The organism is Saccharopolyspora cebuensis (assembly GCF_039542665.1).
Taxonomy (GTDB): Bacteria; Actinomycetota; Actinomycetes; order Mycobacteriales; family Pseudonocardiaceae; genus Saccharopolyspora; species Saccharopolyspora cebuensis.
In genome coordinates, this window is record NZ_BAABII010000012.1 from 292118 (window position 1) to 305083 (window position 12966).

12 protein-coding genes are annotated in these 12966 nt (G+C 73.7%); 9 read left to right on the forward strand and 3 right to left on the reverse strand.

The features are described 5' to 3' along the window. Nucleotides 1-71: 71 nt before the first annotated feature. Nucleotides 72-1343: an acyltransferase family protein gene (locus tag ABD976_RS18765; protein ID WP_345364919.1), complete on the forward strand. Its 1272-nt coding sequence runs from the start codon at nucleotides 72-74 to the stop codon at nucleotides 1341-1343. A gap of 154 nt (nucleotides 1344-1497) precedes the next feature. On the opposite strand, the gene ABD976_RS18770 is transcribed toward ABD976_RS18765, so the two are convergent. Then, complete coding sequence (locus ABD976_RS18770) at nucleotides 1498-3042, reverse strand: UxaA family hydrolase (RefSeq protein ID WP_345364921.1); 1545 nt, start codon at nucleotides 3040-3042, stop codon at nucleotides 1498-1500. Between the two features lie 254 nt (nucleotides 3043-3296). Between ABD976_RS18770 and ABD976_RS18775 the strand changes: the two genes are divergently transcribed. Together ABD976_RS18775 and mshB are read left to right on the forward strand one after the other, a co-directional pair. Further along, nucleotides 3297-4253: a DUF3048 domain-containing protein gene (locus tag ABD976_RS18775; protein WP_345364923.1), complete on the forward strand. Its 957-nt coding sequence runs from the start codon at nucleotides 3297-3299 to the stop codon at nucleotides 4251-4253. A 69-nt stretch (nucleotides 4254-4322) separates the two neighbouring features. Next, nucleotides 4323-5144 carry an N-acetyl-1-D-myo-inositol-2-amino-2-deoxy-alpha-D-glucopyranoside deacetylase gene (gene mshB / locus ABD976_RS18780; protein ID WP_345365048.1) on the forward strand — a complete coding sequence of 274 codons (822 nt, stop codon included), beginning with the start codon at nucleotides 4323-4325 and terminating at the stop codon, nucleotides 5142-5144. A gap of 170 nt (nucleotides 5145-5314) precedes the next feature. Here the strand turns inward: mshB and ABD976_RS18785 are convergent, their stop codons facing one another. Further along, entirely contained in the window at nucleotides 5315-6013 is a 699-nt protein-coding gene (locus tag ABD976_RS18785; RefSeq protein ID WP_345364925.1) for a GntR family transcriptional regulator, read from the reverse strand. Between the two features lie 179 nt (nucleotides 6014-6192). Here ABD976_RS18785 and ABD976_RS18790 point away from each other — a divergent pair, with 179 nt between their 5' ends. From ABD976_RS18790 to ABD976_RS18810, 5 genes are read left to right on the forward strand one after another with little or no spacing between them, the layout of a single operon-like run. Beyond that, entirely contained in the window at nucleotides 6193-7413 is a 1221-nt protein-coding gene (locus tag ABD976_RS18790; protein WP_345364927.1) for an NRAMP family divalent metal transporter, read from the forward strand. 11 nt (nucleotides 7414-7424) lie between these two features. Further along, nucleotides 7425-8186, forward strand: a complete 762-nt coding sequence (locus tag ABD976_RS18795; RefSeq protein WP_345364929.1) for a LamB/YcsF family protein — start codon at nucleotides 7425-7427, stop codon at nucleotides 8184-8186. A 4-nt stretch (nucleotides 8187-8190) separates the two neighbouring features. Further along, the gene (locus tag ABD976_RS18800; RefSeq protein ID WP_345364931.1) at nucleotides 8191-8802 is read left to right on the forward strand and encodes a 5-oxoprolinase subunit B family protein; all 612 of its coding nucleotides are present in this window, start codon (nucleotides 8191-8193) and stop codon (nucleotides 8800-8802) included. Next, the gene (locus tag ABD976_RS18805; protein WP_345364933.1) at nucleotides 8802-9671 is read left to right on the forward strand and encodes a 5-oxoprolinase subunit C family protein; all 870 of its coding nucleotides are present in this window, start codon (nucleotides 8802-8804) and stop codon (nucleotides 9669-9671) included. Before ABD976_RS18800 ends, ABD976_RS18805 begins: the two co-directional genes overlap by 1 nt. A gap of 14 nt (nucleotides 9672-9685) precedes the next feature. Then, nucleotides 9686-10450 (forward strand): putative hydro-lyase, encoded by a 765-nt coding sequence (locus ABD976_RS18810; protein WP_345365050.1) that lies wholly within the window; start codon nucleotides 9686-9688, stop codon nucleotides 10448-10450. A gap of 10 nt (nucleotides 10451-10460) precedes the next feature. Here the strand turns inward: ABD976_RS18810 and ABD976_RS18815 are convergent, their stop codons facing one another. Beyond that, entirely contained in the window at nucleotides 10461-11477 is a 1017-nt protein-coding gene (locus ABD976_RS18815) for a LacI family DNA-binding transcriptional regulator (protein WP_345364935.1), read from the reverse strand. 173 nt (nucleotides 11478-11650) lie between these two features. On the opposite strand from ABD976_RS18815, the gene hisD reads away from it, so the two are divergent. After that, the gene (hisD, locus tag ABD976_RS18820) at nucleotides 11651-12964 is read left to right on the forward strand and encodes a histidinol dehydrogenase (RefSeq protein ID WP_345364937.1); all 1314 of its coding nucleotides are present in this window, start codon (nucleotides 11651-11653) and stop codon (nucleotides 12962-12964) included. Nucleotides 12965-12966 lie beyond the last annotated feature (2 nt).

Consider the following 12966-nt stretch of genomic DNA (forward strand, 5'->3'; position numbering starts at 1 on the left):
GGCGGGACGACCCGGAGCCCGCGAATTCCTAACGTTTCTCCCGGTCAGCTACATCGAACCGGGGAGTCGCCGTGGTCGTGCTCAGTCCGTCCCCCTCCGCACCGGCACGGGCCGAGTCCCGCGACCCGGTGCTCGATCTGGTCCGCGCCGCCTGCCTGGTCGTGGTCGTCGTGCTGCACGCGATGATGGCCGGGATCGAGGTCGTCGACGGGCGGATCCGGATCGGCAACGCCTTCGCGGGCCAGGAGTGGTTCGCGGTGGTCACCTGGTTCGTGCAGGTGATGCCGGTGTTCTTCGTCGTCGGCGGGTTCGCCGGGTTGACGCAGTGGCGCGGGATGCGGGCGCGCGGCGCGACGGCGGGCGAGTACGCGCGGGCCCGGCTGCACCGGCTCGCCCGCCCCGCCGCGGTCGCCTTCGCCGCGATCGCGGTCGGCCTGCTCACCGCCGCGGCGCTGGGCACCCCGCCGGACGTGCTCGCCGAGGTGGGTTTCCGGCTCGCCCAGCCGATGTGGTTCATCGCGGTGTACCTGGGGGTGTCGGCGCTGGTGCCGGTGCTCGCCCGGGCGCACGGCGCGGCACCCCGGCGGACGCTGCTGGCGCTGGTGGCCGCGGCGCTCGGCGTCGACGCGCTGGCGCTGGGCACCGGCATCCCGGCGGTCGGCTTCCTCAACCTCGCCTTCGTCTGGATGGCGTTGCAGCAGCTCGGTTTCTGGTACGCGGACGGCTGGTTCCGGTCCCGCTCGCGCGGCGAGCTGCTCGGCGGCGCGGCGGGGGCGCTGGCGCTGCTGCTGGTGGTGACGGTGCTCGGGCCGTACCCGGCGGACATGCTCGCCAACCTCAACCCGCCGACGAGCTGCCTGGTGCTGCTGGGCCTCGTGCAGGTCTGCGGGCTCGCGCTGGTCGAACCCCGGCTCGCGGCCCGGATGCGGCATCCCGACCTGCGCCGCCTGGTCGACGGCATCGGCGGCCGGAGCCTCACCGTCTACCTGTGGCACATGCCCGCGCTGGTGCTGTTCGCGGTCGTGCTGCTGGCGGTGGACGCCCGCTGGCCGGAGCCGCTCGGGTGGCCGTGGTGGACCTCCCGCGGGTGGTGGCTCGCCGGGGTCGTGGTGCTGCTGGTGCCGATCGCGCGCCGGCTCGGCCGCCTCGAACGGCGCCCGGTGCCGGGCGGTCCGGTGCCCGCCCCGGTCGTCGCGTTCGGCGTGGTGCTCGCAACGGCGGGCTCGGTGGCCGTGCTGGTCGTCGGGTTCACCCCGCTGACGGCGGTGCTGGGTTCGGCGCTGCTGGCCGCCTCGGTGCGGATCACGACCCGGGAGCTGCGCCCGACGCCGACCCGCAGGTGAAGTGAGTGAGGAAGGGGCTCAGAAGGGTCTGCGTGGCGGTGCGGGTGGCGGAACCTCAGCGGTCCCCTCGCTCCGGGAGCCGTTCCTGAATGTACCCACTTCGGAAGCGAGTGAGGGGCACCGGCATAGTCGGATGAAGGTGCCCCTCACTCGGTCACATCACGGTGCCGATGTGCCAGGGGACGAACTCCTCCTCGCCGTAGCCGAGGTCCTCGCTCTGGGTGTGCTCGCCGGAGGCCACCCGCAGGACGTGGTCGAAGATCTGCTCGCCGAGGGCCTCGACGCTGATCTCGCCGTCGATCACGCCGCCGCAGTTGATGTCCATGTCCTCGCTCATGTGCTGGTAGAGCGGGGTGTTGGTGGCGAGCTTGAGGCTGGGCACCGGCGAGCAGCCGAACGCCGACCCCCGACCGGTGGTGAAGCAGACGACGTTCGCGCCGCCCGCGACGATCCCGGTCACCGACACCGGGTCGTAGCCGGGGGTGTCCATGAAGACGAAACCCGGGGTGGTGACCGGAGCCCCGTAGTCGACCACGTCGGTGAGCGTCGTGGTGCCGCCCTTGGCCACCGCGCCCAGCGACTTCTCCAGGATGGTGGTGAGCCCGCCCGCCTTGTTGCCCGGCGAGGGGTTGTTGTCCATCGAGCCGCCGTTCTTGGCGGTGTAGTCGCGCCACCAGTCGATCTTGGCGAGCAGCTTCTCGCCGACCTCGCGGGTGGCGGCGCGGCGGACCAGCATGTGCTCGGTGCCGTAGATCTCGGGGGTCTCGCCGACGATCCCGGTGCCGCCCTGCGCGGCGAGCAGGTCCACGGCGGCGCCGAGCGCCGGGTTCGCGGTGATGCCGGAGTAGGAGTCCGAGCCGCCGCAGTTGGTGCCGAGGATCAGCTCGCTGGCCGGGACGGTGGTGCGCCGCACCGCGTCGACCTCGGGCAGCAGTTCGGTGAGCCGCCCGACGCCTTCCCGGACGGTCTTGGTGGTGCCGCCGAGCTCCTGGATGGTGGCGGTGGTGATCGGCAGGCCCTCGCGGAGCGCGACGTCCTCGGTGAGCTTGACGATCTGGTTGTCCTCGCAGCCCAGGCCCAGCACCAGGAATCCGGCGAAGTTCGGGTGGGTGAGGTAGCCGCGCATCACCCGGCGCAGCGTGTCGATGCCCTCGCCGTCGGGCGCCATCCCGCAGCCGGTGCCGTGGGTCAGCGCGACGACGCCGTCGACGTTCGGGAAGTCGTCGAGCACGCCGGAGAAGCGCATCTGCTGGGCGATCAGCTTCGCGGCGGTGGCCGAGCAGTTGACGCTGGTCAGCACGCCGAGGTAGTTGCGGGTGCCGACCTTGCCGTCGGAGCGGACGTAGCCCTCGAAGGTGCGCCGCTGCGCTTCGGGGACGAGCTGCTGCGGTGCGGCGTCGACGGAGAACTCGTAGCGCCGCTCGAACTCGCGGTACTCCAGGTTGTGCAGGTGGACGTGCTCGCCCGGAGCGATGTCGCGACCGCCGAAGCCGATCACCTGCCCGTAGCGCCGCACTTCGGCGCCGGCGGCGATGGGGTGCACGGCGACCTTGTGGCCGCGCGGGACGTCGTCGCGCAGCACGACGGAGGTGCCCGCGACCGCGACGTCGGTCCCCGCGCTGAGGTCCGTTCCGGCGATGGCGACGTCGTCCACGGCGCGCAGGTGGATGAGGGTCTGGGTGGTGGAGGTGGTCGGCATCCGGCGCTCCGAGCGTCTGAGATTTCGAACACTGGTTGAGATCGTGAACGACCGTATGTTTCGCGTCGTCCCGGTGTCAACGCCATGTTTCGCCACGTCGGCGCCGTTGTCGTGGGCCGGACGGGGTCTTCGCCCGGCCGACGCCGGTCTCGGCCGCGGACCGGGGCGGGGCGGTGGTCGCGGAGCGTGGCGGGCTTGTACCGGACGGGTGAAACGGGGAAGGTGGTGGTGCGGCACGGGTGGGGGAGAGTGCGATGTGGCGATTACGCGTCCTCGGCGTCCTGATCGCCGCGCTGGTGCTGGTTCTGGCCGGGTTGGCGGGGCAGCCGACGGGCGTGCAGCCCGCCCGGACCGCGATCCGGGCCGCCGAGGAGCCACCCGAGGCGCCGCCGCCTCCGCCACCGGGTCCGCCGGTGCTGGCGGTCAAGATCGACAACGCGCCGGCCGGTCGGCCGCCCACCGGGCTGGAGGCCGCCGACCTGGTCCACGTCGAGCCGGTCGAGGCCGGGATCTCCCGGCTGATCGGCGTGTTCGCCTCCGAGATCCCGCCGGTCGTCGGACCGGTGCGCAGCGCCCGGCAGACCGACCTGCGGCTGCTCGGCCAGTACGGACGCCCGGCGCTGGCCTTCTCCGGCGCCGCGCCCGAGCTGCTGCCGGAGATCCACCGGGCCCCCGTCGTGGCCGCCTCGCCCCGCGAGGTCCCCGGGGCGTTCTACCGGGGTGCCGGACGGCCGCCGCACGACCTCTACGTCCGCACCGGGCGGTTGCCCGCCGGGCAGCCGTGGTCGCCGCGGTTCCCGCTGGTCTTCGGCGCCGCACCGCCCGGCGGGGTGCCGACCGAGGCGCACGAGGTGCGCTACCGGGCCGCGCGCATCGGGTTCGGCTGGACCGAGGCCGAGCGCGGGTGGCGGGTGTCGATGGACGGCGAGCCCTACGCGACCGCCGACGGGACCCCGGTGCTGGCCAGCACCGTCGTGCTCCAGCACGTCCGGGTCACCGGCTCCCGGATCCAGGACGTCGGCGGCAACGTCTCGCCGTTCGCGGAGACCGTCGGCACCGGTCGTGCGGTGGTGCTGCGCGACGGCCGGGCGTTCGAGGGCACCTGGTCCCGGCCCGCGCCGGACGCGGGCACCACCTACCGGAGCCCCGCGGGCGAGGTCCTCCCGTTCGCCCCCGGGCAGGTGTGGGTGGTCCTGGTGCCCGCGGGATGAGCCCGCTGGATCCCGGCAGGGGCGTCGGGGTCACTCGGTAGTGTCGGGTCCATGGACGAACGCCGCCTGCTGCTGGTGCACGCGCATCCGGACGACGAGTCGACGGCCACCGGGGCCACGATGGCGCGGTACTGCGCCGAAGGGGCGGCGGTGTCGCTGGTGACCTGCACCAGCGGGGAGCTCGGCGAGGTGGTCACCGACGACCTGGCGCACCTGCGCGACGATCCGGAGGCGCTCGGCGCGCACCGGCGCGAGGAGATCGCCGACGCGCTGGTCGAGTACGGGCCGGTGCGGCACCACTGGCTCGGCGGCGCGGGCCGCTGGCGGGACAGCGGGATGGTCGGGACCGAGGGCAATTCCGCCCCCGGGTCGTTCGCGGGCGCCGACCGCGCCGAGATCACCCGCGAGATGGTGCGGATCCTGCGCGCGGAACGCCCGCAGGTGGCGGTGACCTACGACGAGGTGGGCGGCTACGGGCATCCCGACCACATCGCCGCGCACCGGGCCTTGATGGAGGCGCTGGAACCCGCCGCCGACCCGGGATACGCGCCGGAGCTGGGCGAACCCTGGCGGGTGGCGAAGGTGTACTGGTCGACGTTGCCGCGCTCGACGATCGAGAAGATCGAGGCGATGGGCATCGAGGGGTTCACCGCGCACTCGGTCCCCGACGAGGAGCTGACCGCGGTGCTGGACGGCCGGGAGTTCCACCCCGCGAAGGTGGCCGCGATGCGCCGCTACCGCAGCCAGGTGGACCTCGACGGCGACGACTTCTTCGCGGGCATGGTCGCCAGCCCGGAGTTCGCGGTGGAGCACTACCTGCTGGTGCGCGGTGAGCGCGGCCCGGGCAGCGGCCCGTACGGCTGGGAGGACGACCTGTTCGCCGGGCTGTGACCACCACCCGCCCAGGTGATCTCCGCATCCGGGTGAGGGGCACCCTCATCCCAGTAACTTGGGCAAGGGTGCCCCTCACCCAGCTCGCCCTCACCCGTTCGTGAGGTGAGTGAGGGGCACCCTGTACCACGTCACTTGGTACAGGGTGCCCCTCACTCGGATGCGGCGGCTCAGGTGCCGTAGGCGCGGTAGGCGTCGACGAGCTGCCGTTCCGCTTCGTCGAAGTAGTCGTCGAGGCGGGCGGCGGCGTCCTCCATCGCGCCCGCGTCGATCAGGTCGGCGATGGCCCGGTTCAGCTCCAGGTACGGCTCGTGGAACTCGCGCGGCCGGGACATCACGTGGAAGGCCAGCCGGAGCTCGGCGAGGAGCTGGCGCATCGTCTCGTCCACCCGCGGGCTGCCCGCCAGCGCCGCGAGGGCCTGGTGGAACAGCATGTTCGCGGTGCCGACGTCCCACCAGCGGCTCCCGGTGGCGGCCTGCTCGCCGCGGCTCACCGCGTCGCCCACCGCGACCACGAGCTCGCGGGGCGCGTCGGTGGCGCGGCGCACCGCGCTGGTCTCCAGCAGCCGCCGGATCCGGTACAGGTCCACGACGTCCTCGGCGGTGAGCACCCGGACGAACACGCCGCGGTGGAACTCGTGCACCAGCAGGCGCTCGTGCACCAAGAGCCGGAACGCCTCGCGCAGCGTGTTGCGGGAGACCGCCAGCGCCCGCCCGGCGCTCTCCTCGGACAGCCGGGTGCCGGGGGCCAGGGCGCCCTCGATGATCCGCTGCCGCAGCACGTCGGAGACCCGCTCGGCGGTGCTCGTCCGGTCGAGCAGCGACCGGTCGGCCGCCAGCAGGTCCTCCCACGCGTCCGTGGTGGTCATCGGGCTCCTCACGCCGCGGTCGGAGATCATTCGCACGCAGTGTAACGAGATTGTCCCACGGGAGGGTATTGCAGAATTGTTCAACAATTCATTATCTTGTCCCGCAACGCAGCTCCGGCTGCCGCCTTGACCTCGCATCGCCCTGCTCAACGCGGTGCCACCCCGGTGATCGGAGTGAAATGGCCGACGAAGCGCCCACCGCGCGCCCGCCTTCGGCGGCGAAGCGCAGCACGCTGCTCGGAGCCGTGTTCCTCATGGCGACCAGCGCCATCGGACCCGGCTTCATCACGCAGACGACCGAGTTCACCATGCAGCTCGGGGCCGCGTTCGCGTTCGTCATCCTGGTCACGATCCTGATCGACATCGCCGTCCAGCTGAACGTCTGGCGGGTCATCGGGGTGTCCGGGATGTTCGCCCAGGACCTCGGCAACAAGGTGGTGCCGGGCCTCGGTTACCTGATGGCGGCGCTGGTCGTCTTCGGCGGCCTGGTGTTCAACGTCGGCAACATCGCGGGCACCTCGCTGGGGCTGGACGCGCTGTTCGGCCTCGACGTCAAGATCGGCGGCGCGCTCTCCGCGCTGATCGCCATCGCGATCTTCCTGAGCAGGAAGGCCGGGGTCGCGATGGACCGCATCGTGGTCGTGCTCGGCGTGGTGATGATCGCCCTGACGCTGTTCGTGGCGATCTCCTCGAACCCGCCGGTCGGCGATGCGCTGCGGCAGTCGGTCTGGCCCGACGAGGTCGACTTCCTGCCGATCATCACGCTCATCGGCGGCACCGTCGGCGGGTACATCACCTACGCCGGGGCGCACCGGTTGGTCGACGCCGGGGTGACCGGGCCGGAGAAGGTCGCCGAGGTCAGCCGCAGCTCCATCGTGTCGCTGCTGGTCACCGGCGTGATGCGCGCGGTGCTGTTCCTCGCCGTGCTCGGCGTCGTGGCCGCCGGGGTGACGCTGACCTCGGCCAACCCCACCGCCGAGGCGTTCCAGCACGCGGCGGGCGAGATCGGGCTGCGGCTGTTCGGCGTGGTCCTGTGGGCCGCGAGCATCAGCTCGGTGGTCGGCGCCGCCTACACCTCGGTCTCGTTCCTGGTCACCTTCTCCCCGGGGCTCCGGCGCCGCCGCAACTGGCTGGTCGTGGCCTTCGTGGTGCTCTCGGCCGCGGTGTTCCTGCTCCTCGACCAGGCGCCGACGACGATCCTGGTGCTCGCCGGTGCGCTCAACGGGCTGATCCTGCCGGTCGGCTTCGGCGTGCTGATGTGGGTCGCCCTGCGCCGGCGCGATCTGATGGCCGGGTACCGCTACCCGCGCTGGTTGCTGGTCGTCGGGTTGCTGGCCTGGTCGTTGACGGTGTACCTGGGCATCAGCTCGCTGACCGGGATCGCCGCGCTGTGGCAGTGAGGAGCACTGGGATGGACTTGAACTCGGACCTCGCGGAGGGCTTCGGGCGCTGGGAGCTCACCGACGACGAGGCGCTGCTGGGCATCGTGACCAGCGCCAACGTCGCCTGCGGCTACCACGCCGGGGACGCCACCGTGCTGCGCCGGGCGGTGGACCTGGCCGCCGCGCGCGGCGTCGCGGTCGGCGCCCACGTCGGCTACCGCGACCTGCCCGGTTTCGGCAGGCGGTTCATCGACGTGCCGCCCGCCGAGCTGACCGACGACGTCGTCTACCAGATGGGCGCGCTCGCGGGTTTCGCCCGGATCGCGGGCACCGACATCCGCTACGTCAAGCCGCACGGCGCGCTCTACAACGCGATCGTGCACCACGAGGAGCAGGCCGCCGCCGTGGTCGCGGCGGTGCGGGCCTTCGACCCCGCGATGCCGGTGCTGGGCCTGCCGGGGTCGCGGTTCCTCGCCCTGGCCGCCGACGCGGGGCTGCCGGTGTTCCAGGAAGCCTTCGCCGACCGCGCCTACACCCCCGAGGGCACCTTGGTGTCCCGCCGGGAACCGGGCGCGGTGCTGCACGACCCGGCGGCGATCGCGGACCGCTGCGTGCGGATCGCCCGGGGCGAACCGATCGAGGCCGCGGACGGCTCGTCGATCGTGGTGCGCGCCGACTCGATCTGCGTGCACGGGGACAGCCCCGACGCGGTCGGCATCGCGCGGGCGGTCCGGGACCGGCTGGCCGCCGAGGGCGTCGAGCTGGGCTCGTTCAGCGCGCGGGCCCGGTGACCGGATGCGGTTCCTCCCGTGCGCCGATTCCGGGCTGATCGTCGAACTGGCCGACCTCGCCTCGGTGCAGGCGCTGCACGCGGCGCTGGCCGACGCGCCCCCGGAGGGGGTGGTGGACCTGGTGCCCGCCGCCCGCACCCTGCTGCTGCACCTGGACCCGAGCACCGCGGACGTCCGCCGGATCGAGCACGAGGTGCGCGCCGCCCGGCCGCGCGAGAGCGGGCGCGGCGGTGGTGAGCTGGTCCGGGTCCCGGTGGTCTACGACGGGGCCGACCTCGCCGACGTCGCCGAGCTGACCGGGCTCACCGCGCGCGAGGTCGTCGACCGGCACACCGCCGCGGAGTGGACCGTCGCCTTCGGCGGGTTCGCGCCCGGGTTCGGCTACCTCGCGGGCGGTCCCGCCGAGCTGGCGGTGCCGCGCCGCGCCGAGTCCCGCACCAAGGTCCCGGCTGGCGCGGTCGGGCTGGCCGGGGAGTTCAGCGGGATCTACCCGCGCGAGTCACCCGGCGGCTGGCAGCTCATCGGCCGCACCGACCTGGTGATCTGGCAGGTCGACCGCGACCCGCCCGCGCTGCTGCGGCCGGGCGTGCGGGTCCGGTTCGAGGAGGTGGCCTGATGCTGGAGGTCCTGGCGACCGGACCGCTGGCCACCGTCCAGGACCTCGGGCGCCCCGGGCTCGCCGACATCGGCGTGGGGCCGTCGGGCGCCGCCGACCGGGGCGCGCTGCGGCTGGCGAACCGGCTGCTCGGCAACGACGAGGGCGCCGCGGCCGTCGAGGTCACCTTCGGCGGGCTGGAGCTGCGCGCGCACCGCGCGGTGACCGTCGCGGTGACCGGCGCGCCGTGCCCGGTGGCGGTCGACGGCCGGTCGGCGGCGGTGAACGCGCCGGTGCGGCTGGCGGCGGGCGCGCGGCTGCGGCTCGGCACGCCGGGCACCGGCCTGCGCAGCTACCTCGCGGTGCGCGGCGGGCTCGACGTCGAGCCGGTGCTCGGCTCGCGGGCCACCGATGTGCTCGCCGGGCTCGGGCCCGACCCCTTGGCCCCGGGGACGCGGCTGCCGGTGGGACCGCCGCCGGAGCGGTTCCCGGTGGTCGACGTCGCCCCGGTGCCCGCGCACCCGGCGGGCGAACTGGTGCTGCGGGTCCACCCGGGCCCGCGCGACGACTGGTTCACCGAGGACGCGCTGCGGGCGCTGCTGACCAGCCGGTACGAGGTCACCGCGGACTGCGACCGGGTCGGGATGAAGCTGGCCGGGCCGGAGCTGCCGCGCCGCCGCACCGACGAACTGCCCAGCGAGGGCATGGTGTCCGGCGCGCTCCAGGTGCCGCCGTCGTCGCGTCCGACGCTGTTCCTGGCCGATCACCCGGTGACCGGCGGCTACCCGGTGATCGCCGTGGTGACCGCCGCCGACGTGGACAAGGCCGCGCAGGCCCCGCCGGGGCAGCGCATCCGCTTCCGGGCGGCGAGCACGAGGAGGACCGCATGACCGATCCGAGGGAGCTGACCCCCGAGCAGGCGCGCGAGCTGTTCCGCGCCGGGACGCGGGCGCCCACCTCCGGCTTCAGCGCCGGGTGGACGCAGGCGAACCTGATCGCGCTGCCCCGCGACTTCGCCTACGACTTCCTGCTGTTCGCCCAGCGCAACCCGAAGTCGTGCCCGGTGCTGGAGGTGACCGAGCCCGGGGAGACCAGCGCGCCGCGCTTCGCCGGGGACCTGCGCACCGACCTGCCCGCCTACCGGGTCTACCGCGACGGCGAGCTGGTCGAGGAGCGCACCGACGTCGCCGACCTGTGGCGCGAGGACCTGGTCGCGTTCCTGATCGGGTGCAGCTTCACCTTCGAGGCGGCGCTGCTGGAGGCGGGCGTCGGGGTGCGCCACATCGAGACCGGCGGCAACGTCCCGATGTACCGGACGAACGCGCGGTGCCGCCCGGCGGGCAGGCTCGCGGGCCCGCAGGTCGTGTCGATGCGCCCGGTCCCGGCCGAGCAGGTCGCCACGGCGGTGCGGGTGACCTCCCGCTACCCGGCGGTGCACGGCGCGCCGGTGCACGTCGGCGCCCCGGAGGCGCTCGGCATCGCCGACCTCGGTGCCCCGGACTTCGGCGAACCGGTGGAGGTCCGGCCGGGTGAGGTCCCGGTGTTCTGGGCGTGCGGGGTGACGCCGCAGGCGGCCGTCATGCACTCCCGCCCGCCGTTCGCCATCGGCCACGCCCCCGGCCACATGGCGATCACCGACGCGCGGGACAGCGAGTTCCTGGTGCCCTGAGCGGCGGGCCTCAGGTGTCCACCGCGGACGGCTGCGGGGTTCCGGCGGTGGACCCGCGCACCACGAGCTCGCAGGGGAACTCCTCGACGCGAGCGGGGCGGTCGCGGTCGTCGATCCGCGCCAGCAGCAGGCGGACCGCCGCGCGGGACATGTCGGCGATCGGCTGCCGGACGGTGGTGAGGTCGTAGGAATCCCAGGACGTCATGGCGATGTCGTCGTAGCCGACCACCCAGACGTCCGCAGGCACCCGCTTGCCCAGCGACACCGCGCCGTCGACCGCGCCGAGCGCGGTGAGGTCGTTGGCGCAGAACACGGCGGTGGGCGGGTCCTGCCGGGACAGCAGGTCGCGCGTCGCGGACCGGGCGACGTCGTGGGAGAACCCGCCGCGCGCCACGAGCGGATCCGCCAGCGGGTGCCCCAGTTCGGCGAGCCGGTCGCGGAAACCGCGTTCCCGGTGCCGGGCGGTGGCGGGCAGGTCGGGCCCGGCGAGGAAGCCGATGCGGGTGTGCCCGGTACCGACGAGGTAGTCGGCCACCGCGCGCCCGCCCGCGACGTTGTCGGTGGTGACCTGGTCGCAGTCGAGCCCGTCGAGGCCGCGGTGCAGCAGGGCGATCGGCTGACCGCGCTCCACCGCGTCGGCCAGGCCCGGTGACGTCTCGGTCGCGGTGGTGAACAGCAGGCCGTCGACGGTGCCTTCGTCGAGCGCCTCCAGCGCGCTCGTCCCCCCGGAATCCGGCGCGTTCCACAGCACCATCCGCTGTCCGGCCTCGCCCAGCGCGCGCCCGACGGCTTCGAGGAGCTGCGGGTAGAAGGGGTTGGTGATGTCGGCGACGACGACGCCGATGGTGGCGGTGCGCCGGGTCCGCATGGTGCGCGCCGCGGCGTTCGGCTGGTAGCCGGACTCCCGCATCGCGGCGAGCACCCGGTCGCGGGTGCCGGCGGCGACCTTGGTGCTGCCCTGGAGCACCCGGGAGACCGTCATCTGCGACACCCCGGCCAACCGCGCGACGTCCCGGCTGGTGACCAACGACGACCTCCCGTGGGCTGGATCGAGCAAGCGAACATCGGGGTTTACGTAATCATCCTAGCGGCCTACCGTGCGATGTGTACGTAAACATCGCAGGTCCGCGCACATCGCAGGTCCGCACAGCACAGGTCCGCACATCGCAGGTCCGCACCCAGCGGAAGGATCACGCAGCCATGCCCGTCGTCCTGAAATCCCCGGCCGCCACCGGCTCCACCACGAGCTCCCCGCCGGACGTGCGCGAGAAGGTCGCGGACCTCATCGCCGACATCCGCCGGCGCGGTGACCAGGCCGTCCGCGAGCACTCCGCCACGTTCGACCGCTGGGAGCCCGAGTCCTTCCGGCTCTCCGACGCCGAGATCGCCGAGATCGTCGGCCGGGTGCCGCAGCAGGTCCTCGACGACATCGAGTTCGTCCAGCAGCAGGTGCGCGGGTTCGCCGAGCACCAGCTCGCGTCGATGCGGGAGTTCGAGGTCGAAACGCTGCCCGGCGTCCACCTCGGGCAGAAGCACATCCCGGTCTCCGCCGCGGGCGCCTACGTGCCCGGCGGTCGCTACCCGCTGCTCGCCTCGGCGCACATGACCATCCTGACGGCCAAGGCGGCCGGCGTGCCGCGCGTCGTGGCCTGCACGCCGCCGATCCGCGGCGAGGTCCCGGCCGCCACCGTGGCCGCGATGCACCTCGCCGGGGCCGACGAGATCCACCTGCTCGGCGGGGTGCAGGCCGTGGTGAGCATGGCGTTGGGCACCGAGAGCATGGCGCCGGTGGACATGCTGGCCGGACCGGGCAACGCGTTCGTCGCCGAGGCCAAGCGCCAGCTCTACGGCGAGATCGGGATCGACCTGTTCGCCGGGCCCACCGAGATCCTCGTCCTCGCCGACGAGACCGCGGACCCGTTCGTCGTCGCCGTCGACCTGCTCAGCCAGGCCGAGCACGGCCCGGACTCGCCCGCGGTGCTCATCACCACCTCGGAATCCCTCGGGCGCACGGTCCTGGAGCACGTCGACGCGCTGCTGCCGGACATGCCGACCCGGGACAACGCCGAGCCCGCCTGGCGGGACCACGGCGAGGTGCACGTCGTCGACGACCTCGACGCCGCCTACGCGCTCGCCGACACCTACGCCAGCGAGCACGTGCAGGTGCTCACCGCCCGCCCGCGCGAGGCGCTGGAGGTGATGCGCAACTACGGCGCCCTGTTCCTCGGCGAGGGCACCTGCGTGTCCTACGGGGACAAGGTGATCGGCACCAACCACGTGCTGCCGACCCGCGGCGCCGCCCGCTACACCGGCGGCCTCTGGGTGGGCAAGTACCTGAAGACGGTGACCTACCAGGAGGTCACCGATCCGGCCGCCAGCGCACGCCTCGGCGAGGTCTGCGGCCGGGCGGCCCGCGTCGAGCTGTTCGAGGGGCACGCCCGCTCCGGCGACGTCCGAGCCGCCCGGTACGGCGACGCCGCGCTGCCGTGGGCGCCCCCGACCACGCGCCCCTGACC

What these genes read in the sequence shown, in the direction of transcription:
- ABD976_RS18770 (WP_345364921.1), bottom strand. Translation starts at nt 3,042, where the DNA reads ATGCCGACCACCTCCACCACCCAGACCCTCATCCACCTGCGCGCCGTG.
- ABD976_RS18775 (WP_345364923.1), top strand. Translation starts at nt 3,297, where the DNA reads ATGTGGCGATTACGCGTCCTCGGCGTCCTGATCGCCGCGCTGGTGCTG.
- ABD976_RS18785 (WP_345364925.1), bottom strand. Translation starts at nt 6,013, where the DNA reads ATGACCACCACGGACGCGTGGGAGGACCTGCTGGCGGCCGACCGGTCG.
- ABD976_RS18790 (WP_345364927.1), top strand. Translation starts at nt 6,193, where the DNA reads ATGGCCGACGAAGCGCCCACCGCGCGCCCGCCTTCGGCGGCGAAGCGC.
- ABD976_RS18795 (WP_345364929.1), top strand. Translation starts at nt 7,425, where the DNA reads ATGGACTTGAACTCGGACCTCGCGGAGGGCTTCGGGCGCTGGGAGCTC.
- ABD976_RS18800 (WP_345364931.1), top strand. Translation starts at nt 8,191, where the DNA reads ATGCGGTTCCTCCCGTGCGCCGATTCCGGGCTGATCGTCGAACTGGCC.
- ABD976_RS18805 (WP_345364933.1), top strand. Translation starts at nt 8,802, where the DNA reads ATGCTGGAGGTCCTGGCGACCGGACCGCTGGCCACCGTCCAGGACCTC.
- hisD (WP_345364937.1), top strand. Translation starts at nt 11,651, where the DNA reads ATGCCCGTCGTCCTGAAATCCCCGGCCGCCACCGGCTCCACCACGAGC.